The organism is Ureibacillus xyleni (genome assembly GCF_900217795.1).
GTDB classification, from domain to species: domain Bacteria; phylum Bacillota; class Bacilli; order Bacillales_A; family Planococcaceae; genus Ureibacillus; species Ureibacillus xyleni.
The window spans coordinates 75194-98800 of record NZ_OBMQ01000004.1 but is presented as its reverse complement, the minus strand read 5'-3'; the positions used below and the strand labels follow the sequence as shown (position 1 = coordinate 98800).

Here is a 23607-nt window from a genome sequence, read left to right as displayed (position 1 = left end):
TGCTCATATATATAATACCAAAATTCCACAACATTACAATATGATTTCCAAACTTTACGTAAGGTAGTTTAGTAGACTTTAATTGGTTAGCTTGGTATATTATTGAATATTGGGAGGGAATTAAATATGGGTAGTAATTTAATAAAAAGACAATTCGCAGTAACTAGAAAAAGCATTGTTAGTATTTTAGAAGGCGTTACACCTGAAGTATTTGAGTCTATTCCAGAAGGGTTTAATAACAATATTCATTGGCAACTTGGGCACATTTTATCAGCGGGTGAATTATTCTTATTTAATGGCCAAAAAAATCTGCCCGATAACTTCAATGAAAACTTTGCTAGTGGGACTAAACCAGCTGATTGGACAAACGATGTACCTTCAGTAGAAGAGATTCTAGAAAAGTTACAAGAGCAACTCCAACGTATCAATGAAATTTCCGATGAATCCTTACAAGTACAACTAGAAAAACCATTTATCGGCAATAAAACAGTTGGGGAATTAGCAGCTTTTGGCGCTTTCCACGAAGCAATGCATTTAGGACAAATCCAAATTTTAAAACGTCTAATCCAATCAAAACAAGCTTAACCGCCAAGTGTTTAACAAGGCGGTTTTTATTTACTCTATAATTGTGGTTGTTCCCTTTTTAATGGTTCAAGATCGATTTCGAATCCTAAATCTTCTAACATTTTTTTATCTTGTTCCCCTGGTTGCCCTTCTGTTGTTAAATAATCTCCTAAGAAAATCGAGTTTGCTGGATATAAGCTTAATGGTTGTAATGTTCCAAGATTTACTTCACGACCACCCGATACTCGTATTTCCTTTGAAGGATTAATAAAACGGAATAAACTTAACACTTTTAAACAATATCGTGGATTTAATTCCTTTGTTCCTGCAAGTGGTGTACCATCAATCGCATTTAAGAAATTCACTGGGATAGAATCTGCATCTAACACACGTAAACTACGAGCCATACTAATTACATCTTCTTTAGTTTCGCGCATTCCAACAATAACTCCAGAACAAGGAGAAATGCCTGCTTCTTTTGCTCTTTCTACTGTTTTTACACGATCATCATAAGTATGGGATGTTGTAATATTTTCGTGATGATTCGCTGATGTATTGATGTTATGGTTATAACGATCAACGCCAGCTTCTTTCAATTTCTCAGCCTGTTCTGGTTTTAAAATACCAAGACATGCACAAATCGTCATTTCAGGGTGTTTTTCTTTAATGGATTTTACTGAATCTACAACAATATCAATCTCTTTATTTACGGGGCCACGTCCGCTAGCAACGATGCAATATGTGCCTACATTTAATGAAGCCGCGCGTTCTGCTCCTGCTACGATTTCTTCTTGTTTCATCATGGCATACTTTTCTACTGGTGCTTTGGAAATGATTGATTGCGAGCAGTAGCCACAGTTCTCTGGGCAAAGTCCTGATTTTGTATTAATAATCATATTCAGTTTTACTTTATTGCCGAAGTAATGACGGCGTATTTTGTAAGCAGCATGAAGAACTTGTAACAAATCTTCATCAGGACTATTTAGTATTGCTAATGCTTCCTCATCTGTTAGTTCATAGCCTTCTAATACTTGCGTAGCTAATGCTTCATAATTCATCTTGTTTTCCCCACTTTCAATACTTTTTGTATGCGGTAGCCAAAAATACCAGCAAATACAGCTAAAATTAAATCTTTCGGAAGGGGTGGCATCATCCAAAGCCAAGCCATTGAGTATGAAAATCCTTCTGGTGCTCCAAACCATAACATATATGCTGCATACATCCAGTTTGTCCCAATAAGATAACTGATGATTGTCCCAATTAAAGCAGATACAATGAACATTGTTTTCGTTGGTCTTTTTTCTATTATTTTTCCAACAATATAAGCAACTAAGATAAACGTTACAATGAATCCAAATGTCGGGCTTAAAATTTGTGAGAAGCCTCCACTAAATCTCGCAAAAACGGGTGCTCCAGCTAATCCTATTAACATATAAACTGTCACGGAAATAGCGCCTAACCGACTACCTAAAATAAGTCCTGCTAAAACTGCAAAAAACGCTTGTAATGTAATTGGTACCCCACCGATGACCATAAATGGTGCAAAGGAAGTGATATTTGCGCCTATCATCATGAGTGTCGCAAAAAGCCCACAATAGACGAGTTCCACCGTTTTTAATTTCGGTTTTGATTTTGAATGATATGTTTCAGTCGTCATGCATACACCTCTAGAAAATATTATTTACATAGTAATTCTAAAGATTGTGAATATTTATGTCAACCTGTTTTTATTTTAGGTTAACTCAAAACACAATTTTCATAGACATCCCTTTACAAATGAATAATTGTTTTACCTATCGGGTAGCCTTTTTAAAGATACTTAAGGAGGGTTTTACCATGTTTGAGAAGAAATTAGCGCTTCACGAAACAATGGAATTTCATGAAGTGATTAACTTTATGACAACAAGTTTATTGAAGTCAAAGTTAAGTCAAGGGGTCGTTTTTGATGATGATTTGCGAGACTTGTTAGAGAAAACCGTTAAATTATCTACTCCTGCCTTACAAGCGATGATCAAACTTTACGAAAAATCAGAGCTAGAATATTAATTGGAGGAATTCAAATGGAAGATTATTTAGATCCTATCAATTCAATCAATATGCCAGAACTGACGGATTCAGGGGTTGCTTTGGAATTATTGTTATCATTAAAAACCGGGGTGCGTACCCTATCTATTGCACTTACTGAAACGGCTTCTCCTGCCCTTCAAAAAATTATGAGAACTCAGCTCGATGTGTTAATTGACTTATATTTTGAAACATCCGAACTAATGATGAAGAAAGAATGGTTAAAACCTTATGGATTATCTCATCAAAAGGAACTGGACATTAAATCAGCAGAAAACGCAATAAGCATTGCAGGGCTTGACCTATTTCCAAAGAACATGAATCGAAAAGGAATGTTTCCAACCCCACCAAAAAAATAATAAAGGAAGAGTTATATGAAGGCTGTTACGTTTCAAGGAATTAAAAATGTTCAAGTTAAAGAAGTGAAAGACCCTAAAATAAAAAAAGATGATGATATTATTATTAAATTAACATCCACTGCTATTTGTGGTTCCGACCTTCACCTGCTCCATGGAATGATTCCTAACTTAGGTGAAGATTATATTATCGGTCATGAACCTATGGGGATTGTTGAAGAAGTTGGAAAAGGCGTTACGAAGGTGAAAAAGGGCGATCGTGTTATTATCCCTTTTAACGTTGCATGTGGTGAGTGCTGGTATTGTAAACATGAATTAGAGAGTCAATGTGACAATGCCAATGACAATGGAGAGATGGGTGCATACTTCGGTTACTCCGATACAACAGGTGGTTTTCCTGGAGGACAAGCAGAATATATGCGTGTACCTTACGCAAACTTTATTCCGTTTAAAATTCCAGAAAATAGCGAAGTAAAAGATGAGAGTTTAGTACTATTAGCAGATGCTGCAACGACCGCCTATTGGAGTGTGGATAACTCGGGAGTAAAAGCTGGAGATACGGTCATTGTTCTCGGCTGTGGTCCTATTGGTTTATTAGCACAAAAGTTTGCATGGCTAAAAGGTGCAGAGAGAGTCATCGCCGTTGATTATGTTGGCTACCGATTAAAACATGCAAAACGAACAAATAAGGTAGAAATCGTCAATTTTGAAGACCACGAAAATTGTGGCGAATATTTAAAGGAAATCACTAAGGGTGGTGCCGATGTTGTCATCGATTGTGTTGGTATGAGTGGGAAAATGACACCGTTAGAATTTCTTGCAAGTGGGTTAAAACTTCAAGGTGGTGCGATGGGTGCCCTTGTCATTGCTAGTCAAGCTGTTCGAAAAGGTGGCACAATTCAGGTAACAGGCGTTTATGGTGCACGTTATAATGGGTTCCCACTTGGCGACATTTTCCAACGCAATGTTAACATTCGTACTGGTCAAGCACCAGTTGTTCACTACATGCCATACCTTTATCAATTAATTGCAGAAGGAAAAGTTGACCCGAGCGATATTATTACCCATGTCATTCCACTCGATCAAGCAAAACGAGGTTATGAAATATTTGATACAAAACAGGATGATTGTATAAAAGTTATTTTAAAACCATAGTTCAAGCAGGAGTAATTTCTACTAAAAATTACTCCTGCTTTTTTACTAATTAAGTATTTTCAACACCTTATCCAACACCTCAGTATTATGAACAATGACAAGGTGTAATTTTTTTCTCGTGCGATTAATATTTTGATAAAGCATTTTTGTCGGTTGGTAATAAGGTTTCTTCTCATCTTCTTTTGCCGCAAGCTTCCGATTATCTTTATAGTAGAATAACTTATCAATCACTGCGACAACATGATCGTATTCTTGTCCTGTCGTATCTCTTCGGTAACCCTTTACGGAATGATCGTTATCTGGTTGATCAATATACCTTGAACGAGTGTAGTCAATAATTTTCCACCCTTCCTCCCTCATGTACTGTAAATAGCTCCTTGCTATCTTTTTAGAGGAAAAATATTGAATTGAAATATTACTAAACTTTTTAATGTCAGAAGTTCGCGCTAAGTCAAATAAATTATTAATAAATGAAGAAATCTCGATATTATGTCGAATGATTGTCGTTAGTTCGTAAGTTACTGGATTTAACTGGTCATGAATTAACTTTGGAATATTATTGTTAATCTCAAATGTTGTTAGTACCTGATCAGGATCTAATGAAAAGATACATTTTATCTTTAAATTTGATATTAACTCTATTAATTTGAAAAACTTATTTTTATACAAACGTTGGGCTTCATCAAAAATAATTAAATCATATTGAGAAAAATCATAGGTTAATTGTTTCGCTTTATTAAAATTACTTATCGGCTCAATTGGCCACTGAAAATCCTTTATTAACTTTTCATGCCCTTTGTTTAACCGGCCACAGTTGAATATGAGAACTTTCTTGGATTTGTTTAAATATTCTTTTGCAATATCATAGGTTAAGAGCGTTTTACCTGTACCTGGACCCCCTTCAATTACAATGAAACTCGTTTTATCTGTTGGAACTAAATTTAAAATTTCCCGTTTATATGTACTTTGCTGCGCACTAAGGAAGTATTTATCTTCTATAAAGCTTTCTGGTGAATTAAAAGGCGACACTAAATAATTTGTCGGATCAAACACATCATCTAAATCACCAATTTGAATCAACGTCTGTTCTTGTAATCTTTCAATGAGTTGTGGCATTTCAACTTCTTGTAGTTGATTAGAGTTTGTTAAAAAATATAGTTTTTTAGTTGAAGAAATGTATGTAAAGTTATAAACTTCTTTATCAAGAAATTTTAAATAATACTGATTTTGAACAAGTTGTCGAAGCACCTTCTCTTCATTGCTTTCACGTTTTAATTCAATATTTACAACACTTTTTTCGCCGATACGTAGTAAATCAAATTCTTTTCCAATCCGATTAATCATAAATCCAACATAAAAATTATGAAAAATAGTAAACTGTTCTGTATGTTTTTTCATTTCTTCAACTAACGATTTCAAATCATCTACTTCACTAATACGAATTTTCGGATTCATCCCAAATTGTTCGACATATTTCGAAAAGTTCGTTAAACTCAAATCTCCTCTTGCACTCAACAGGGATAATAAATTAATTGCTTTCACGATTTATGCTCCTTTATCTCTACTGGTACACTTCTAACATAAATTATAAAGTAATATTTTTATTTATGTGAGCCATTTTGCAAATAATGTCAATATCAAAAAAACTGCCTAAACATAAGGCAGCAAAACAAACTTTTAAGTTGTTTGATATTTTTTCATATTTTCATAGGAAGTTACTTGATTTCGCCCATTGTTTTTTGACTCGTATAACGCTTGATCCGCCATTGTATAAATATCAGTAGGCTTTGTATCTTCTGTTGGAACAATCGTCGCTACACCAACACTAACTGTTACATATTCGCAAGTCGCTGAACTGCGGTGAGGGATTTGCAAATTTAAAATGGCTTTCCGTATATCTTCTGCCACTTTTTCAGGCTCAAAATCTCCCTGTTTTCTTAATAATACGACAAATTCTTCTCCACCAAATCTTGCCACATAACTAAATGGCTCATGATTAAAGTCCTTTAATTTGTGGGAAATGATCTTTAAACATTCATCGCCTTTTAAATGGCCATATGTATCATTATAATTTTTATAATAATCGATATCTAAAATAATCATTGATAAAGGTTCGGCTTTTTTTCTAGCATCTTCCCAAACTTGCACCATTAATTCATTAAAATATCCCCTATTGTACAATCCAGTTAAACCATCAATATTTACTTTCGCCTCTAATGATTGAATACTTGATGATAGCTCCGTTCGCATAATATCAACATTTTGAATCAACTCAAACAGTTCGTCTTGTTTATTGTACTTTGGAACTTTCCTAGAAAAATTATGTTCCGTATACGACTTAACACAATTGCTTAATCTAATAATTGGTTTTATTAATGACTTTAAAATTTTAAAATTAATCCATAAATTTATTAAAATAATGATAATAATTGCTACTACTAACGTAATAAGTGTCGAATTTATTCTAGTTTGCATTGTATTTCTTACTACAGTTCGCTCTTTTTCGATACTTTTACTAAATTCAAAAGATATCGATCTAAAATCATCTGTGACGTGTTTTGCATCATCTAATGATTTGATATTAGGAACTTCACCATTCCGAGCTTGATCTACTAATGGCTCGGCATAAGTTGATTGCCAATACTCCCCAATTTGTACAATATCTAAAGCTTCAATATGTAACGATTTAAAATTTTCAGTATGTTTTAACAATTCAACGGAACTTTCGGAAAATTGCTCTTGGCCCAAATAATAAGGTTCTAGAAATTCCTCATCTTTCGTTAAACTATAACCCCTTTGACCTGTTTCTTGGTCAATGATGGCACGAAATACTTGATTAGAAGAAACTTCGATATTATCCAAAATACGTTGCCCTTTAATATTCGCATCCAAAGCCAAACGAATAGAAAAAGTAAGTCCTATAACCACAATGATAATTAGAAATGCTGAAAAAATAATAGAGTTTAAGAGTTTACTCCCCAATTTTCCAAGTGAGTTTATTTTCATAGATGCTATCACCTACTTTTCAACCAATATATGTTTATTTTAACATAGTAAAAATGAATCTACTATCTAATACTAAAAACGTCACCACCTATACAAATTTTATTTTTAAAAAATATAAGACCTAAACAATTACTATTGTCTAGGTCCTATTTCTTACTGTTTTTTTGCTTTGTTATATTCAATTGAAGCAAATTGTTCCCTCGTTAAAGCGCGGTTTGGATATTTTCCATTCATTAATCTTTCCTTTGTTGCCCATTCCCAAGCTTCTGCGTGAGTTTCTAAAGCCTCCCGTTCGTATAAACCGACCATTGTTTCTAATGTAGCAATTCGCCTAGCTTGTTCTTCAATGAGCTTTTTTAACTCTTCATATTGTGCCATTGTTAACTCCCCTTCATTAGTCGTTTTAGTTAGACCAATATACTTTGCAAGTGCTTGTGCAATTCCTCTACCGGCACTTTCTAACACTTGTTTATCTCTTAACTTCTTAATGTCAATCGTACTATCCATAAACCCACCTTCAATAAGGACGGCTGGCATTGTCGTTTCTCGAACAATGTGTAAGTTTGCTCTTTTTATCCCCCTATTGCGCAAACCGTATGCGAGGACTACGGCGGGATGGACCGCATTTGCTAATGCCAAACTACCAGGCTTAGGACTAGAGTAAATAAACGTCTCTACGCCTGTATGACTACCCCACTTACTTCCGAGCGCATTATGATGAAAAGAAAGATAATAATCAGCTCCCCATTGATTTGCACCGTTTGTTCGCTCTAAAAGTGGTACATCCCTCTTACCTGTTGGATCATCAAATCGTCGAAGCTCAACTCCCCGATATTGAGACAGTTCATCTTCAAATGCACGAACTACTTGATGATTAAAGGACCATTCCCTCTCGCCATCTGGTGTCCGTTTGCCTGGGGTATTCATGCCATGTCCTGCATCATATCCGATTTTTACCATATTTTATCTCACCCCGATTTTATACATATTCAACAATTTTTTCTTTATATCTTTTATATATCTTTATTGTTAATAAAAAGACCTATCGTTTCCCAAAAAATTAACAAAAAAATTATATATACCCGTATCATATGATAAGTAATGCATTTCAATTACGAGTAAAATGATGGAATAATTTTAATAATTAATTCTGAAAAACAAGACGATATTACTATTAGAAAAGCACTACAAAAACAATTATTTAAGATAGAACAATAAAAAGTGTAATATCGAATTATCATAAATTTCTTGCATATAATCTATTAATTATATTTCAAGAGGTGATAATATGGATTATAAAAATGCCTATGAAACATTCTTAAAAATTGCTTTTGAAGAAATTGACTATCCTGCTGCTCCTGTCGTATATAAGTTATCAGAAAATCAATCGCTTTCCCTTGAATATATCAATCAATTAATAGGACAAGCCCAGAACCGAATGAAACAGCTAAATTTATTAAACATTACAATTAAGGAAGAAGAATATAGGAAAGAGTTAGAACTATTTAAATTAAATTATTTAATACAATGTCTAAAATCACCTCAAGTTACGGATTTGGCGAATTTTAGTCGCGACAAATTAAGTGTCTCGAAACACCTAAAAATTTTGAGGAACAAAGAAAAAAATATGGATGATTATATGGATATATTAGATAATGCAAACTCTCATATGCACACAATTCGAATTATCCTCCAAGAGTTATGGGTTACAAAGGAAGTAGACTTAGCCATTTAAAAACAGATAATTCTTTCAATTCCAATTAAATTACTTTATTTTTTGTTAATATCCTCCTCTAGTAATCTATTATTTGTTACTATATTCATATTAGATTTTTTAGGAGGACTTTTCATGGCTGGATTAGAAAATAAAAAAATCGCATTACTTGGCACTCGAAAGATTGAAGAACAATCAGCTATTATCGAACAACTTGGAGGCACTAGTTTACACCGCCCTGCTCAAGGAACGATCTTTTTTGATGCCAATGTAATCGAACCAGAAATTGATAAAATCATTCATGGCACGTTTCAGTGGGCTATTTTTACAACAGGCATTGGTTTTGAGAAACTATTTGAAATTGCAAAAGACGTAAACAAGGAGGACGCTTTACTATCAGCATTACAAAAATTAAAAATCGCCATTCGTGGATATAAAACGGCCAATGCGTTGAAAAAAAGAGGTTTAAACCCCATTGTTCGGGATGATGACGGAAGTATTGTTGGATTAATTCGTCAACTAGAAGCACAACAGCTAACGAACCTCCCTATTGCTGTACAACTTTATGGCGATCCACATTCTGAACTAATCGATTGGTTAATTGAACGCAAAAATACGGTGCAAGAAATATTACCTTATGAACATATACCACCACAAACAGAAGTTTTACAGCAATTAGTAAATGAAGTACTTTCAAATGATGTAGATGCAGTGAGCTTTACGAGTACACCACAAGTAAAATATCTTTTCCAATATGCAATTGCACAACAACAAAAAGAAGCATTGCTAGAAGCTTTTGAAAATAACGTTGTTGCATTATCTGTTGGAAAAGTAACTGGGAAAGTGTTAAAAGAATTTGGTGTGAATCGTGTTGTGATGCCACAAGATGAAAGAATGGGTAGTGCATTGATGACGTTAAATAAATATTATAAAGAAATAGAAAAATCTTAAAAGCCACCATTTATTCTATATCCTCCCTCTCAACATAAAATGAAGTAAATGCTTGAGGGGGAGAGATCGTTTATGTATGCTGTTCACTTTTTTGAAAAAAACAATCTTGTTTTAAGTCAGCTACTCAATCAAGTGCCAATAGAAGGAGCAGCTATTAAAATTAAAGGAAGAAAAGGGATTGTTTTATCCATTACAGAAGTTGACGAAAAAAAATATCATGTCGCAGTCGAGCTGGAAAAGGTGAAAAAACAAGCCCCTGTATTAACTGCTTTAGATAAAAAGAAAAAAAGATAAAATTAAATGAACACCATTGAAATTTATTCAATGGTGTTTTTTGTATCTTCAATAATCCAATCAGCAGCAAGTTGTAAATTAGGAAAAACTGCATCAGCTAACCTGTCCGAATCCCCTAAATAGACACACTTTGTCCCTGCTTTTTTCCCTGCCATTATATCCGTATCCGTATCTCCCACCATATAGGATTTTGAAAGATCGACATCATATTTTTTTGCAAGATCTTCAATCATCTTACTTCCAGGCTTTCGACATTGACATCCAGCTTTTGGCTTATGGGCACAATAAGCCACATCATGTATGATAGCCCCTTCTTTTTTCAATTCACTTACCATATGTTCATGAATTTTCACAAGCTGAGTTTCCTTCATAAACCCAAGCCCTACTCCTCCTTGATTGGTCACGACGAAAATATAATCAAAAACAGCATTTAGCTTTTTAATTGCTTCTGCTACCCCCGGCAAAAAATATAAGTCACTTTTTTTATTAACAAATTTTACGCGAGCCGTTAGTACTTCGTTAATTACTCCATCTCGATCTAAAAATACTGCTTTCTTCACTTTTGTGTCACCTTTTCCATTCTATTTTCTGCCATTTCTATAGGCTCTTCTTCTATTGAAATATGGGGTTCATATTTAGGATGTTTTGGTTCAACATCCAATTTAAAATAGTTTACTAATTTTTTCCCTAAGTATTGAACGTCTTCTTTCATTTCGCGACCCTGTTCAAACACATCGATTATAATTGTTTCTATTATGGCAAAAATCCATACAATCAAAAGAATACTTAATATCAATAAATCAATCATTGTTGAAGCAGTAAAAAGTTTACCTAAATAAAGACAAACTCCAACACTTAATACAATTGCAGGTGTATATAGGATATAACTATAAGAAATTTTTCTTCCAATAATGTTCAATGTAAATGTAAGTATAGCCATCAAAATGACTACTACAACAAGAAAACTCATTTAGCCACCACTCTTTTTAAATTTTTGGATACACATTTCCATTTTTACCTAATTGGTGGAAATTTAACCTTTTTCGAAAACGGATATAGAATCACTTTATGCAAGAATTCAATTCAAATAGACTAATGGAATTTTAAAAAACGGGAAATATATATTCGAATAGAAGATGAAAGGAGTATTGAATTATGAAGGAAAAAAATAAACTATGGATGTACTTAATGACACTAATTTTAGCTTTTGGTATTGTCGGTACACAAGCGCCTCTAATTTTGGCTCAGGAAAGCTTCCATGAAACATATGACAACCTCGACGACGAAAAAAAGCAAAAAGTGAACGAAATTTTAGGTGGACTAAAAGCTGATCTAGAAAAATGGGGATTAAAACCACCTCATCATAAACATGAGTTTATGGCAAATCTCGATGACAAAACAAAGGAACAAGTTAAGACGATCATTCAACAACTTGAAGAAGGTAAATTAACAAAAGAAGAAGCAGACAAAAAACTAGCTGAACTCGGTGTTGATCCTAAAAATGACAAAAACGGTTGTAAAGTTTTTGAGAATTTAGATGCAGATAAGAAAAAACAAGCTAAGGAAATATTTAAACAAATGAAAGAAGGAAAGATCTCCGAGGAACAAGCTAAAGAGAAATTAGCTGAGTTTGGGGTTGAAATGCCAAAAGATCGATTGTATGAAACTTTTACAAAATTAGATGAAGAAACAAAAGAAAAGGTAAAAGAGCGCGTAAATGAAGCAAAAGCTGAATTTGAAAAAATTGGTGTTCCTTTCCCTAAAAAATATGACAAACTAACAAAATAACCATAAGGGGTGTCTGAAAAATCATTTTTGAGACACCCTCTTTCTCGTTAGGGCTAACGTTTGCATATATTTCTCGAGCATAACATATGTTGTATTTTCCAATTTTTGATATAATTGGTTCATTCGAATATCAACAACAAAAAGTCGACGGTGAAAACATCGTCACCGTCGATTAATTTTATGAATTAGTTGTATTGTTGTTATTTCGATCGTCATCATTGCTGTATAACTCAAGTGCACGCTTTCTTTGTTCTTCTGTAAAATCGTTCTCTTCACCAAATTCTGTTTGGTAATTCATATTTGTATAAGAATTCGTTTCACGATTGTTGACAGTTTGTGCATCTTCCTCTTCAAAAGCTCTAAATAACAGTGGTATACATAAAAGACCACTTAAGCCAACAAGACTATACACTGTTCTTGAAAGAAACGTTTCTTGCCCACCAAATAACGTAGCTACTAGATCGAATTGGAACAGGCCGATAAGTCCCCAATTAATTGCACCGATAATGGCTAATACTAATGCAAGCCTATAAATGATTCCCATGTTATAACCTCCTATTGATTTTTAGTACGATACACACAACTAACCGGATTGTGTGGTCATATTTTTTGCATTTTGTTTGAATTTATACATTTTATTATGAATATCTAATTAAGTGTGTTCATATTCTAAAAATAGATTGAAATTCTATGCATAAAAATTCGAATGCATCTGAATTTCTTGGAAAGGACGAAAAATAAGTGATTGTAAAACAAAGATATGTAAAGAAAAATGAAGTCATTTGGTGTAAAGAAACTGATTCCTGTACGCAAGTGTTAAAATTGTTAAATGAATCTGGATATAGATGTATTCCTGTTCTAGATAAAGAAGGAAAGAAATTTTTAGGAAATGCATATAAAGTAGATATCCTAGAGCATCTTCTTGAGCACGGAAATGAAGAGATTGCCATTTCTCAGTTAGCGGTTGATCAAGATGGGACCATTGATGAAGAAAGTTCTTATTTTGAAATATTTTTCTCCATTAAAAGACTTCCCTATCTTGCTGTCGTTGATGAAGAAAAGAACTTTGTGGGGATATTAACTCATTCAAAAGTGTTCGAACTGCTTGAAGAAGCATGGGGATATAAAAATGGTAGTTGTGCATTAACCATTGCCTTACCTGATACGGAAGGAATTTTAGTTAAAATTCTTACGATGATTAAGAAAAAGTCAGGTGTTCATGGTGTGTTCGCCATTGATGATGATAAATGGTATTTACGTCGTGTTATTATTACGTTAGCAAAAGGCGCCGATTCAAAAACTGTAAAAGAAATTGAATCTCAACTTCATAAAGTAGGTGCCCAACTTATTGATGTTGAAATATTTAATAATGAAAGGTTTTCGTAATCAAAACTAATGCGATTAGGTTGTTTTAACCTAATCGCATTTTTCTTAATCTAATTCAATTTTAAATACATCACGATTATTTAATTGTTGAATTGGACGATTGTTTTGTAAGAAGATTGAGCTAAATTGATTAATTTGCTCGTTTGACATTTCAATTGGTTGCTCTAATACAAACCAATTTACCCCTTCTGTACAAGGTGGTGCCGTTAGAGAACCAACATACTGATAAACGTTTTTCTCTTCTGGTAGAAGCTGTTCTAAATTAATTGGATTCTTTAATACTTTCACTGCTTCTGTTCCATCTTTTGGCATATTTGCCCACATTTCAGCTAATTGTTTATTTTCTTTTCCACTTTCAATAAATAATCCGATAATAGCAAGTTCTCCATCCTTTGATTCGTGGAATAAATGCGCCTCCATGTCGAAATACTGCCCATTGATTTGATGTTCACTCGGGGAATGGAAATGAATCCCCGTTAATTTATATTCTTCATCGTCAATCATTAAGGAATTATCTTGAGTTGTGGAATTAGCCTCAATCGTATGTCCATTGTTTTCAATTTCAAAAAGTGCTTCTTCGTAATTTAATTTTATCTGTTCATCAAGTTCTTCTTTTGCTGTATTCGAAATTTCAATATTAATTGGTGATTGTAATTCTCCTTTTCCACATGCTTCATAATCAGCATTTACATTCACCCATTGCGCTGGACCATTTTCACCTTCATAAGACCAATTTACTGTTAGTTGTTCCTCACTTTCAACTGGTGCTTGTTCTGTTGTGTCCATTGTAAAATAAGCTACAAGTGCTAGAACAACTGCAAACGTTAAATAAGCAAAGATGTAATTTTTTCTCATAATCCTTTCTCCTTTAAGTGCTTCTTTACTATCAAATTAGCCAATTACCTCTCCTTTCTATTCAATTTTTAAAAATAAAATTATTAAGGAGTATTTTTTTCATAATCAAAAAAGAGGAATCTCCGTAAAAGAGACTCCTAACACGCGTATAGCTATTTTAAATAAAAAATACCACCATTAATAATTTCAACTTTAATTCTTGGATTAAATCTTTCTTCTAACCCCTTTTTCTCGATTTCGTATACTTCTGGTTTTTCTTCTGTATCTTTATAAAAATAATTTAATACTTCTAATTCCTTTTCCCACCTGTTTTTTGCTTCCTCAGCCCAGGAGTGATCATCTTGCGTGATGATGTTTTGTATCATCATATCTAAACGTTCCAAAGCCCTACTTGGTTTAATAATATATTGTAAACAAAAAGCTTTTTCTGGTATATTGCTCTGTAAATTTAAATTGCAAATAGATTCGTGGAAGTTATCTTCAATATCGCCATTGATTAAGTTAATACCTAATGAATGAATTTTTTCCTTTGTTTGATCACAGTAGTACGAAACTTTATAGTTAACACAAAAATATGGTGTTAATGTTGTTTGGTTATCTGTACCTGCAACATCTTCATACATTTGAACAAAGGACCCGAGCTCTTTTGTCGCTTTGAAAATTTGGTTTAGTCGACCTGAACCAAAATGGATGACTTCTCCTACAAACTGATTTTGTATCCGGGTTCGGTCTGTAATTAACATTAGACGTGTAGGATTAGGTTCACTATCTGTCGCTTCGATGTATTGCCAATAAAATGGACGATTCATTATTTTTTTGTCCATATCGATCGTTAATTGCACAGTTAACTGAAATCCTTCATCTGAAACAATTTCACAATTTGTTTCTGTAAAAAACGTTCGTAAATAATCGTGAACTTGTGATGCATACATAATGATGGCCTCCTTTCTATATTTTTAAATACAATTATGCTTTTTTCTCTAAAATATCATCTAAATCGCCAACTACTTTTTCGAATACGTCGATTTTGTCATTTAATAAGTCGAGGATTTTTTGCTCTATCGTGTTTTCTATTGCCAAATTGTAAATATGCACGTCTTCTTCTTGCCCTAGACGATGGACACGTCCAATCCGTTGTTCGAGCTTCATTGGATTCCATGGTAAATCATAGTTAATGACATGGTGGCAAAATTGAAGGTTAATCCCTTCCCCACCGGATTCCGTTGCGATTAATACTTGATCACGTTCTCTAAATAATTGTTTTACCCAATCTCGTTTACTCTTGCTATACTTTCCGTTAAACAGCACACTCGATATTCCTTTTGTATACAAATACCATTGCAAGTAGCTTTGTGTTGCCCGGTATTCGGTAAAAATAATCACTTTATCATTTGCTTTTTCAATAATTTCTAGTACTTTTTCAGCTTTCGCATTAATTTCTAGTTTCATTAATTTCTCGATAATTTGCTCAATATAATCTATCTCTTCTTTTGTAATGCATTTTTGTAGCATTTTATTGAGAGTTAAAAAGGTTGCCTCTTTACTACTGCACATTTCTTTTAACAGCGTAACCATTGTAAATGAGCTAGAAAATACGGAAGAAACAGATTTCAACTCACAAAGCATGTCGTATACTTCCCGTTCTTCTTTTGTATATTGAATAGGAATTGTTTGAACTTGTCGATTCGTCCATTCAATTCCAGTATCTGATCGGCGATTTCTGACCATTACTTGATTAACAAGTTCTTTTAAATACTTTTCTCCTTCAATGCTACGTTTTGTTTGTGCAAAGGATTCTTGGAACGTCTCATAGTTACCTAAATGGCCAGGTTTCAATAACGAAACAAGATAGAAGATTTCAAACACATCATTTTGAATAGGTGTAGCTGTTAACAGTAAACAAAACTTTTTCTTCAAGCTTTGAACAAATTCATAGATTTGAGTTTTATGATTTTTCAGTTTGTGTGCCTCATCAATGATAATCATGTCATAATCTTGTTCATAAATTTTTTCACGGTGAGGACTTTTCTTCGCAGTATCCATACTCATGACAACGACATCGTATTGTTCGATTGGAGTATTTTTTCGATAACTAATTGCAGGGATGAAAAAGCGTACATTCAGTTCTGTCACCCATTGATTTTGAAGGGAAGCAGGAACTAGAATTAGTGCCTTTTTTACAAGTCCTCGAATCATATATTCTTTCATAATTAAACCAGCTTCAATTGTTTTCCCGAGACCAACTTCATCAGCTAATATCGCTTTCCCATTCATTTTTTCAATAACAGTTTGGGCAGCTTCTACTTGATGTGGTAACAATTGAAGATTTGTTAAAAACTTTGGTGCTTGTAACCCTGAAAATTCAGGTATCAAATTCATTTTTTCTACTTCATAGCTCATTTTATATAGAGTCCAACTATCCCACGGACCATCATTGTCAACTCGTTCTATAAAATCCTCTCGCCAATTTGACGACCTTTCAATAATCAATGATGTCACCTCGCTTTTTGTACCTATTAGATTGTCCAAAATCGTAAAACATATAATTCTAAAATTTTTTAATAGGTACATGCGCGAATTCATTGTATTAAATATGGAAAGGTACGCATGCTTTTTTTAACAATTCGTAAGGAGTATTTCATTATGAAGAATTTTATTATTTTTGGAGCTGTAATTGTGGGGATCTTGGCAATTTACTTTTTTGGAGATTTTTCGATAAACAATAAAGAAGAACAGGAGTTTATAAATTTCCAACAATTTTTAAATGATGAATTTTTCCCCGTTTCGAAAGATTGTTTTGATCATTTTAATCAAGCTGTTGATGAATTGTATGCCTTCACCTTTTCAGAGTGGTATTTTATTGAAGATGGGAGTGAGGAAAATATTAATTTACAAGAAACACTTCAACAAGTAGAAGATAATGTGTTATTAAATGAAGTTAAAACGGATCAATCTATAGAATTAAAAAAGAATATTTTGAACCAGATTGTATCATTAAAGGAGACGCTTCAATTGCTATATAATGCGCCAACAGAAGATGACCAGCAATCCTTTGAACAATTTCGATTAAAGTTTATTAGCATGGTAGATGAACTGTCTATAGAAATGGAAGAGATGAATACATTATTTGAAACAAACAGTCAAAATACATTGGAAGTTCGGTAATAAAACAGAATGCGGCTAACTTGATGTAAGCCGCACAATTATATTTGGTTGTTCATGGTTACTCAGTTTCAGCCACTTTTTTTACTCTTTCAACAAACTCTACGACTACTTTATTTGAGGAAAATTTTAGCAATAGTTTTAAGATTGGTTTTAAAGGCTCGTTTGTCGTTGTGTACACAAAGTGAGTAGTATTATTGTCCGTTTTCTTTAATTCGTAAAGTGCAGTAATGTCAAACATTTGTGCAATATTAAATCCAACCTTTAACCTTTTTTCATTCGGCGTATCGAAAAAATCTAACGTTTCTACATCATACTCTTGAATACGTTTTCCTTCGCGATATTGTTGACGATAAATCGTTCCAATCTTTTCTTCGGTTACATGTATGGGTTCGTGACTTATTACTTGAGGCATCATTTTTTGCATATCCTCAAATGATCCATTAAATAACTTCCAAACCTTTTCAATCGGTGCGTTAATTTCAATTTCCTTTGTCCAAGATTTCACACAGCAACCCTCCAAAAAAAATTGTTGTTTAAGACTTACACTTCCGTAGTACTCTCTTCATGCCCATTTCGATTAATCCAATCTTGCAGTAAATCTTTGTATCTTTTCATTAAGACTCCTAAAATTTTGCCAATAAAGTACGCAGCAATCAATGTACCAATCCCAACAGAGCCGAATGAGTGAATAAAAATTAAACAAATAACGAGTGATAAACAAACATTTATTAAATCACTCGTAATTTTTGCTTTCGGAAAAGGCATTTGAAATTTGTCACTAATTGCATATGTTAATGCATCATACGGCATTAATGGGAGTTTCGCATTAAAATAGCCTAGTAATCCAATTCCCACAATGAATAAACTAATAATCAAAAAAATACTTCGCATAAATATGGTTTCAGGTGTTGGTAAAAGACGTACTAAAAATAGCGCAAAATCCATATAAAAGCCAAACAAAAATGCAACAAGCAATTGCAAACCGAATTCTCTTAAATTAATTTTTTTTGTAAAGATAACTTGCATAATGATAAAAATCATATTTGCCACTACCGTCATGAGACCAACTGACATCCCTGTTACGAGGGCAAAAGCATATGCTAATGAAGAAACTGGGGAAACGCCTAGTGCAGCTTGTATAGAAAAAGCAATTCCAATTGCTAAAAAAAATAAACCAACTACATACAATGCAATTCTTTTCATCGTATGATTCATAAAATCCTTCTTTCTATATTATGTTCATATTATCATACCATTTTTTAATACCAAACTTCCAAACTATAACCAGTAACATTCAATTATTGCTATAAAACATAATCGATACATCATAAGAGTTTAATAATCTAAGTAATTTTAGGCGTCACGAAATAGGGACACTTTTTTCACCCTCTTTTAGAACTATATAGCTATAACTTTTCAAAGAATAAGTAATAAAAATCTTTCCTTCTCTATCGATTTTAATTTTTCCTTCGATTTGTAGAATTCGTCATTTTTCGATAAGCTGTCGAAAGTTGAAATGCATTTTGTGACAGATTGAATTTCGCTTTGGTCATTAAAAAAACAAGACTTGATTATTTCAAGAACTTATAAATAATAGATAAATACCGTGTTTTTTCATACTTTATAAAGGTCAAAATTCGAGTGATATTTATTTTGGTCATTAAAATATGCAATTTGTGACAAATTTATGAACTTAGTTGATTTATTCACAAACCGACATTTTTTTTAATTCTAATGCAGTACAATAACTTAAGTCATAACAAAAAATTTACTATTATACAAAATCTTAGGGGAGAATTTTAACTATGAAAAGTAAATTTTACAAACAAGTATTAAGACTACTAATCGAAATGAAGAGAAAAGATATGTATAAAAAAGCACATACTTTCGGTTTTACTCATCCAGAAACAGTATCTTGTAGTCAAGAACTCGACACACTGCTCAATTTATATTCCCATCAAGTTGCATAATAAAATTAAGCTGAATATTGTTTACATATATATTTAAGTTTAATCGTGCTAAGCAAAGTTACATTTGCTTAGCCATTTTTTTGTCACTTTCTAATCAACAATTTAATAAACTAATAGTTACAACGATTACGACTAAAGGAGCGTTTTATTTGGAGATTTTTAAGTATGAAAAAATCCCCATTACAATTATGACAATCTTCCTATCTTGGGCAGGATTAATTATTTTAATAAGTATGTATTTTACAATTCCATTAACAGAAACCTGGATGTCTACTTTTAATATTCGTGAAACGAAAGCGATTTGGATTGGCAGTATATTTTCTTTGTGCTATGCATTATGTTGTTTAATCTATGGTCCGCTATCGGATCGATTTGGTAGAAAAATTTTCTTAATATTTGGTATTTCTCTACTTACTATTGCTACATTTATTTGTGCTTTTATAGATTCATATTTGTATCTACTTATCGTTCGAATCCTCCAAGCGATTGGTGCAGCAGCTTTTGTACCTATTTCCCTCGTCTATATTGCAGACGTTTATCCTCCCCAAAAGCGAAAAAGAGCATTTGGTTTTATCACTTCTGGATTTCTCATTGCCAGTGTCGTTGCCCAGTTATTTGCATCAGTTATTAATATTTATTTGGGATTACGATGGATCTTTATTATTCTAGGAATACTATATTTTATTACTTGTATTCTAACTATTTACCTTTTACCCAAAGAACCTCCTATTAAACATAAAAATTCTATTTTTTCGAATTTTCTTAACATAAGGAATTTATTATTCAATAAACAACTATCAATCTCATTCTCATTTTCATTTATTTTATTATTTGCCTTAATAGGTATGTATACGATATTCGAAGCCTATCTCATTGCACCCCCCTTCCACTTTTCAGAGCATCAAGTATTCTTAGCACGTGCTGTTGGTTTAATAGGAACCGTTACTTGTGTTTTAGCCGGAAAGATTTCGGATATTTTTGGCGAGATCAAAACATTTCGATTTAGTTTAGCTATTGCTTCTATCACATTATTCTTAATGGCTTTTACAAATAATGCCCTTTTTACAACTGTTTTCAGCCTATTTTTTGTCGCAAGTATCGCACTTATTGTACCTATTAATATTACACTCATTAGTCAACGAGCTGGCGAACAAAAAGGGACAGCTTTACTGTTTAACGCATTTATTTTATTTGTAGGCGCTAGTGTTGGCCCTATATTAGCTACAAAACTAATGCAAATAAGCTATTCATTTTTGGCATTTTCAACATTTAGTACCATTCTACTACTAGGTTTTTTCACTTCTTTCCTTTTAAAGGACGAAAAAAGTGCGCCCTAAATAAGAGCGCACTTAATCATTAATTAAATTTTACTTTTTGCTTTGATTTAGGCTGTTCCAATTTTAGTATCTCTTTTTCAAAATGGTCGCATTGATTTTCAATGATTCGAAACACATCATACAAGATTGCATTATATAAAAAGGGGGCAATTGTATCTTTCATAAATTCTAGCACTTTTTGAGCTTCTACTTCTGAAATATTTTCTTGCCGCTCCTTTAAATAGAAAGACTGAATTTCAGAAACGATTAACTGAATTTGCTCTTTCGGCATATTACTTAGCATAAATATCACTCCAAATATGAATAAGGGTTATGTATATTAAATTTTCCTAATAATATCTTGCCATTTTTCCTTAGCAACTTTTTGATCAAAGGTACTCATTAGCCGATAGTTTTCGTCATCTAAAATTCGATAATGTTTACTAAATAAATTTTGCTGTAATTTAAAACCATGATATTTACTCAAGTTTTTCCACCAAATCATACCACCTAACGTTCTTTCAGTAGGACGAATAACCACATCATGAATCGTTAGTTCTACTAGTTCTAACGGGTCGTCACCTAGCTGTTTTTTTAATGTTTTACTATCTTGGAATAATGCACAAATTGCAATTGTCGTTGTCCAGTTAGCAAGACGATTCCCCTTTTCAATTTGGATTAGATTTTTCTTTGTAATACCAAGAATTTCAGCCATCTTCTCTTGGGTAAATTGGTATTCAGTACGAATTAATTTTAAATTGTCGGACGCTATTTGAGTAATCAACTCTCGATCCATTTCTTAATAACACCTCAAAACACAGTAATCTATAGTACTATATATATCGAATAGATTTGGAAGTATTATACATTCCAAAACACCTATTTATTGCTTTCTAGTAATTAGACTATTTTAACAAGAAAAAGGTTACAATTTTTTCTAAAAAATACTAAAATTTAAATCAATTTTTTTACAATTATATTAAAAATGAAACTATTATAGTCGATTACTCGTAAAACAATTGAGGTGAATACATGGAAACATTAACTAAAAAAAGAACAAAAGCTATTTTAATTGATTTGGCGATTTCCGGAGTTGTAACTGCTGGGGTTGAATCGCTATTACGAAAGAAAATTAAAAATGAAGCTTTTCATGCACTTGTAACACCCACTGTTGTATTTTGGGGCCTTGAATACGCACAATTGCGAAACAAAGGGCAAACGATTGGTTATAAAGCGGTAGGGCTAAAGTTAGAGAATACAGAAGGCGCTACACCGACATGTGATCAAATTTTGAAGAGGGTTGCCTACCGTGATTTCATAAGTACATTTGATTATCTTCTAAAAAGAAAGAATTTTGAACAACAAGATGGTGCAATTTTGCCTCACGATTGTGTTGCTGGAACATATGTAAAGGAATTATAAAAATGAAGGGACAACCTTCGAGTAAGATTGTCCCATTTTTCTACCTATGAATAGGATTATCTTCGCCTACTTTACCCGAATAGTTCTTTGATGCTTTTACAAAGACAAATTCATTTTCAGGGTAACGAAAACATGTCAACTTTCCACCAAAAACTGCGCCTTGGTCAATATTAATTGTATTATTTTCAATCAATGGCTCACGTTTTGGATCGTGTCCCCAGATAATGAGTAAATTCCCTTCATGAAACTTATACCAATCTTTTCTAATTGGCTTTCCCCTTTCATCCATCCGTGAGACATCCCCATAACGACAAAAATTTTTAATTCGATTATTTTCTTTTCCAATAAAGTCGTCACGAATACCGGCATGTGCACAAACAACCTGATTCTCTCCGTTTACTGTAAAAATATAATGGGAAGGTGAATTTATTAATAACTCTTTTATATCCTCTTTTAATTTCGCCGTTTCTTTTACTCCGTTTAATTTTTCGTACTCGCGAAATTCCTCTTCAACCTTTTCATCTCCATGTCGTAGTTGTACATTTCTGCCCATTAACCATCTTGCAATTTTCCAGCCATGGTTACTGTCAATCATATATGCAAGGCCAGCATTTACATGGCTTAAAAAGAATTGCATACATTTGATAGATTGTGGTCCACGGCTCATAACGTCACCTAGTGAAACAATTTTCCGTCCATGTGGGTGTATATACAAACCGTACTTATTTGGTTGATAGTTTAATTTATTTAAGAGCTCTATAAACTCATCGTAACATGCATGAATATCTCCAATAAAATCGATTCCATTGCCTACATCAATTTTCAATTTCACAAACTCCCTTCTACATTAATTAGTATGGAGTAATTTTGTCATTTTAAGTATCTAAAAAAGTGCTTTCTTATTTTCGAAACTAGGTCAATCTCCCAATCCTTATTGAACATAGGCATATTACTATTAACTTACTAAAGTTTTATTGAAAAAATAGTCAAATAACTATATCAACTTCTAACAAGTTCATATTCTATAGTCAGAAGTTGATGGATTTTCAACTTACCTATCATTATGAAAGGAGGTTTATATATGGGACATTGGAAATGCAAACATTGTCACTGTAAAAATGAAGGTTCCAAAAAGAATTGTAAACAATGTAATTACTACTATTCATCACAAGAGGAGGAAAGTAACATGAGTAACGATCATCATCATGACGCAGATCTCCTACAAGATGCGGATATGCTTACATTGGTTGACCAAGAATCTGATGAATTAATTTGGATTAAAGATTCAATTAACGTGCATGTTCATTCCACAGATACTCAAGCATCAGTTTCTCTTCAAGTAGCATTACAATTAGCTATTGCGCTAGTAATTAGCATTACAATTGCTGATTCAGAGCATGGAAATGAAATTGCACAGGAACTCTTCCAACATTTTGATAGTGAGCAAATGAACAAACAGAAAATCTTAGTGAAAAACTCTAAAGACGTAAACATTACAACAACAGACACAGATATCTCTGTAAATATCCAAGCATTATTACAAATCTTAATTTCTCTAGTAGCGAAATTAGACATTGCTTAATTAAAAAAAGTGAGGTGAA

Annotated in this window: 30 protein-coding genes; 14 read left to right on the top strand and 16 right to left on the bottom strand. The window is 32.9% G+C overall.

Going from position 1 to position 23607, the window contains the following annotated elements:
- Positions 1-126: 126 nt before the first annotated feature.
- Complete coding sequence (locus CRO00_RS07560; RefSeq protein WP_097073074.1) at positions 127-585, top strand: DinB family protein; 459 nt, start codon at positions 127-129, stop codon at positions 583-585.
- Between the two features lie 35 nt (positions 586-620).
- Here the strand turns inward: CRO00_RS07560 and bioB are convergent, their stop codons facing one another.
- Entirely contained in the window at positions 621-1622 is a 1002-nt protein-coding gene (bioB, locus tag CRO00_RS07555) for a biotin synthase BioB (RefSeq protein WP_097073073.1), read from the bottom strand.
- Complete coding sequence (locus tag CRO00_RS07550; protein ID WP_097073072.1) at positions 1619-2221, bottom strand: biotin transporter BioY; 603 nt, start codon at positions 2219-2221, stop codon at positions 1619-1621. The genes bioB and CRO00_RS07550 overlap by 4 nt, the downstream gene beginning before the upstream one ends.
- A gap of 179 nt (positions 2222-2400) precedes the next feature.
- Here CRO00_RS07550 and CRO00_RS07545 point away from each other — a divergent pair, with 179 nt between their 5' ends.
- From CRO00_RS07545 to CRO00_RS07535, 3 genes are read left to right on the top strand one after another with little or no spacing between them, the layout of a single operon-like run.
- Positions 2401-2610, top strand: a complete 210-nt coding sequence (locus CRO00_RS07545) for a spore coat protein (RefSeq protein WP_097073071.1) — start codon at positions 2401-2403, stop codon at positions 2608-2610.
- 14 nt (positions 2611-2624) lie between these two features.
- Positions 2625-2987 carry a spore coat protein gene (locus CRO00_RS07540; RefSeq protein ID WP_097073070.1) on the top strand — a complete coding sequence of 121 codons (363 nt, stop codon included), beginning with the start codon at positions 2625-2627 and terminating at the stop codon, positions 2985-2987.
- 15 nt (positions 2988-3002) lie between these two features.
- Positions 3003-4139: a zinc-dependent alcohol dehydrogenase gene (locus CRO00_RS07535; protein ID WP_097073069.1), complete on the top strand. Its 1137-nt coding sequence runs from the start codon at positions 3003-3005 to the stop codon at positions 4137-4139.
- Between the two features lie 45 nt (positions 4140-4184).
- Here the strand turns inward: CRO00_RS07535 and CRO00_RS07530 are convergent, their stop codons facing one another.
- The 3 genes from CRO00_RS07530 to CRO00_RS07520 form a co-directional block, all read right to left on the bottom strand.
- Entirely contained in the window at positions 4185-5681 is a 1497-nt protein-coding gene (locus CRO00_RS07530) for a DNA/RNA helicase domain-containing protein (protein ID WP_097073068.1), read from the bottom strand.
- A 135-nt stretch (positions 5682-5816) separates the two neighbouring features.
- Complete coding sequence (locus CRO00_RS07525; protein WP_097073067.1) at positions 5817-7145, bottom strand: sensor domain-containing diguanylate cyclase; 1329 nt, start codon at positions 7143-7145, stop codon at positions 5817-5819.
- 153 nt (positions 7146-7298) lie between these two features.
- Entirely contained in the window at positions 7299-8105 is an 807-nt protein-coding gene (locus tag CRO00_RS07520) for an N-acetylmuramoyl-L-alanine amidase (RefSeq protein ID WP_097073066.1), read from the bottom strand.
- A gap of 328 nt (positions 8106-8433) precedes the next feature.
- Between CRO00_RS07520 and CRO00_RS07515 the strand changes: the two genes are divergently transcribed.
- From CRO00_RS07515 to CRO00_RS07505, 3 genes are all read left to right on the top strand, one after another.
- Positions 8434-8880: a hypothetical protein gene (locus tag CRO00_RS07515; RefSeq protein ID WP_097073065.1), complete on the top strand. Its 447-nt coding sequence runs from the start codon at positions 8434-8436 to the stop codon at positions 8878-8880.
- 114 nt (positions 8881-8994) lie between these two features.
- Positions 8995-9810 (top strand): uroporphyrinogen-III synthase, encoded by an 816-nt coding sequence (locus CRO00_RS07510; protein WP_097073064.1) that lies wholly within the window; start codon positions 8995-8997, stop codon positions 9808-9810.
- Positions 9811-9882: 72 nt separating this feature from the next.
- Positions 9883-10104 carry a hypothetical protein gene (locus CRO00_RS07505; protein WP_097073063.1) on the top strand — a complete coding sequence of 74 codons (222 nt, stop codon included), beginning with the start codon at positions 9883-9885 and terminating at the stop codon, positions 10102-10104.
- 23 nt (positions 10105-10127) lie between these two features.
- Here the strand turns inward: CRO00_RS07505 and CRO00_RS07500 are convergent, their stop codons facing one another.
- Together CRO00_RS07500 and CRO00_RS07495 are read right to left on the bottom strand one after the other, a co-directional pair.
- The gene (locus CRO00_RS07500; RefSeq protein ID WP_097073062.1) at positions 10128-10664 is read right to left on the bottom strand and encodes a D-glycero-alpha-D-manno-heptose-1,7-bisphosphate 7-phosphatase; all 537 of its coding nucleotides are present in this window, start codon (positions 10662-10664) and stop codon (positions 10128-10130) included.
- Positions 10661-11074, bottom strand: coding sequence for a hypothetical protein (locus tag CRO00_RS07495; RefSeq protein WP_097073061.1), 414 nt, complete (start codon positions 11072-11074; stop codon positions 10661-10663). The genes CRO00_RS07500 and CRO00_RS07495 overlap by 4 nt, the downstream gene beginning before the upstream one ends.
- 185 nt (positions 11075-11259) lie before the next feature.
- Between CRO00_RS07495 and CRO00_RS07490 the strand changes: the two genes are divergently transcribed.
- Entirely contained in the window at positions 11260-11892 is a 633-nt protein-coding gene (locus CRO00_RS07490; protein WP_097073060.1) for a hypothetical protein, read from the top strand.
- 178 nt (positions 11893-12070) lie between these two features.
- Here CRO00_RS07490 and CRO00_RS07485 read toward each other — a convergent pair whose 3' ends face one another.
- A complete protein-coding gene (locus CRO00_RS07485) occupies positions 12071-12436 on the bottom strand; it encodes a DUF378 domain-containing protein (RefSeq protein WP_097073059.1) in 366 nt (121 codons plus the stop codon).
- Between the two features lie 197 nt (positions 12437-12633).
- Here CRO00_RS07485 and cbpA point away from each other — a divergent pair, with 197 nt between their 5' ends.
- Positions 12634-13278 carry a cyclic di-AMP binding protein CbpA gene (cbpA, locus tag CRO00_RS07480; RefSeq protein WP_097073058.1) on the top strand — a complete coding sequence of 215 codons (645 nt, stop codon included), beginning with the start codon at positions 12634-12636 and terminating at the stop codon, positions 13276-13278.
- Positions 13279-13323: 45 nt separating this feature from the next.
- Here cbpA and CRO00_RS07475 read toward each other — a convergent pair whose 3' ends face one another.
- The 3 genes from CRO00_RS07475 to CRO00_RS07465 form a co-directional block, all read right to left on the bottom strand.
- Positions 13324-14133 (bottom strand): carbonic anhydrase, encoded by an 810-nt coding sequence (locus tag CRO00_RS07475; RefSeq protein ID WP_097073057.1) that lies wholly within the window; start codon positions 14131-14133, stop codon positions 13324-13326.
- Between the two features lie 152 nt (positions 14134-14285).
- The gene (locus CRO00_RS07470; RefSeq protein ID WP_097073056.1) at positions 14286-15065 is read right to left on the bottom strand and encodes a YqhG family protein; all 780 of its coding nucleotides are present in this window, start codon (positions 15063-15065) and stop codon (positions 14286-14288) included.
- 34 nt (positions 15066-15099) lie between these two features.
- A complete protein-coding gene (locus tag CRO00_RS07465; RefSeq protein ID WP_237658353.1) occupies positions 15100-16623 on the bottom strand; it encodes a DEAD/DEAH box helicase in 1524 nt (507 codons plus the stop codon).
- A 153-nt stretch (positions 16624-16776) separates the two neighbouring features.
- On the opposite strand from CRO00_RS07465, the gene CRO00_RS07460 reads away from it, so the two are divergent.
- Complete coding sequence (locus CRO00_RS07460; protein WP_097073054.1) at positions 16777-17298, top strand: hypothetical protein; 522 nt, start codon at positions 16777-16779, stop codon at positions 17296-17298.
- 58 nt (positions 17299-17356) lie between these two features.
- Here CRO00_RS07460 and CRO00_RS07455 read toward each other — a convergent pair whose 3' ends face one another.
- Positions 17357-17803: an SRPBCC family protein gene (locus CRO00_RS07455; RefSeq protein ID WP_097073053.1), complete on the bottom strand. Its 447-nt coding sequence runs from the start codon at positions 17801-17803 to the stop codon at positions 17357-17359.
- Positions 17804-17838: 35 nt separating this feature from the next.
- Entirely contained in the window at positions 17839-18501 is a 663-nt protein-coding gene (locus tag CRO00_RS07450; protein WP_419865868.1) for a YczE/YyaS/YitT family protein, read from the bottom strand.
- Positions 18502-19103: 602 nt separating this feature from the next.
- Here CRO00_RS07450 and CRO00_RS07445 point away from each other — a divergent pair.
- Positions 19104-19268: an aspartyl-phosphate phosphatase Spo0E family protein gene (locus CRO00_RS07445; protein WP_097073051.1), complete on the top strand. Its 165-nt coding sequence runs from the start codon at positions 19104-19106 to the stop codon at positions 19266-19268.
- A gap of 149 nt (positions 19269-19417) precedes the next feature.
- A complete protein-coding gene (locus tag CRO00_RS07440) occupies positions 19418-20605 on the top strand; it encodes an MFS transporter (RefSeq protein ID WP_097073050.1) in 1188 nt (395 codons plus the stop codon).
- A gap of 19 nt (positions 20606-20624) precedes the next feature.
- Here CRO00_RS07440 and CRO00_RS07435 read toward each other — a convergent pair whose 3' ends face one another.
- Together CRO00_RS07435 and CRO00_RS07430 are read right to left on the bottom strand one after the other, a co-directional pair.
- The gene (locus CRO00_RS07435) at positions 20625-20888 is read right to left on the bottom strand and encodes a DUF2164 family protein (RefSeq protein ID WP_097073049.1); all 264 of its coding nucleotides are present in this window, start codon (positions 20886-20888) and stop codon (positions 20625-20627) included.
- A 36-nt stretch (positions 20889-20924) separates the two neighbouring features.
- On the bottom strand, positions 20925-21380 hold the full coding sequence (locus CRO00_RS07430) for a helix-turn-helix transcriptional regulator (protein ID WP_097073048.1): 456 nt from the start codon (positions 21378-21380) through the stop codon (positions 20925-20927).
- Between the two features lie 236 nt (positions 21381-21616).
- Between CRO00_RS07430 and CRO00_RS07425 the strand changes: the two genes are divergently transcribed.
- Positions 21617-22006, top strand: coding sequence for an RDD family protein (locus CRO00_RS07425; protein ID WP_097073047.1), 390 nt, complete (start codon positions 21617-21619; stop codon positions 22004-22006).
- Positions 22007-22046: 40 nt separating this feature from the next.
- Here CRO00_RS07425 and prpE read toward each other — a convergent pair whose 3' ends face one another.
- On the bottom strand, positions 22047-22832 hold the full coding sequence (prpE, locus tag CRO00_RS07420) for a bis(5'-nucleosyl)-tetraphosphatase PrpE (RefSeq protein WP_097073046.1): 786 nt from the start codon (positions 22830-22832) through the stop codon (positions 22047-22049).
- A gap of 360 nt (positions 22833-23192) precedes the next feature.
- Between prpE and CRO00_RS07415 the strand changes: the two genes are divergently transcribed.
- Positions 23193-23588 (top strand): spore coat protein, encoded by a 396-nt coding sequence (locus CRO00_RS07415; RefSeq protein WP_237658352.1) that lies wholly within the window; start codon positions 23193-23195, stop codon positions 23586-23588.
- Positions 23589-23607 lie beyond the last annotated feature (19 nt).